Below are 556 nucleotides of genomic sequence, written 5' to 3'. Positions count from 1 at the left end.
TTCCGATGGTAAAACCTTCCGGGACATCAGATATTTCGACGGTCAGTGTTTCATCTCCTTCATAAATATCATCGTTGGTAGCAGATAAAGAGGCCGTTCCGGTTGTTTCACCTGCAGTGATTGAGATGGAAGCAGGCAACGTGTAATCGCCGGAAGATGCTGTACCACCGGTAACGGCCAGGTCTATAGTAATGTCGTTATCTGTTGCCCCCGACAGGGTGGCTGTTAATGTTGAGGAACCTGTATTTTCGGCAATAGATGTTGGCGAAGCACTGAGTGTAACAGTCGGGGCTGTCTGCTCATCAGTAATGGTGATAACTTCCGATTGTTGTGTTTCCTCAACGGCGCCTCCTCCGGAAACCCCTGAAATATCAATTTGCACTTGTTCATCGCCTTCAAAGAGCCCGTCGTCAACGGCAGAAATGGATGTTGTTGCCGAAGTTTCTCCGGCGGTGATGGTAATGTTTTGAGATGCCAGGTTGTAGTCGCCTGACTGGGTATCGATATCCGTGACATCAAGATTGACGGTCACATCCTCGTAAGTGGCATTGCTGAG

Annotated in this window: 1 protein-coding gene; it reads right to left on the bottom strand. The window is 48.7% G+C overall.

Annotated features, from left to right (window positions below):
* On the bottom strand, positions 1-556 hold a 556-nt coding region (locus OQ5_RS20830), incomplete at both ends, for a Calx-beta domain-containing protein (protein ID WP_044107797.1).

This window comes from Anaerophaga thermohalophila str. Valhall (assembly GCF_000250735.1).
GTDB classification, from domain to species: domain Bacteria; phylum Bacteroidota; class Bacteroidia; order Bacteroidales; family Marinilabiliaceae; genus Anaerophaga; species Anaerophaga thermohalophila_A.
The sequence above is the reverse complement of the archived record's forward strand: the minus strand, read 5'-3'. Positions and strand labels throughout refer to the sequence as shown.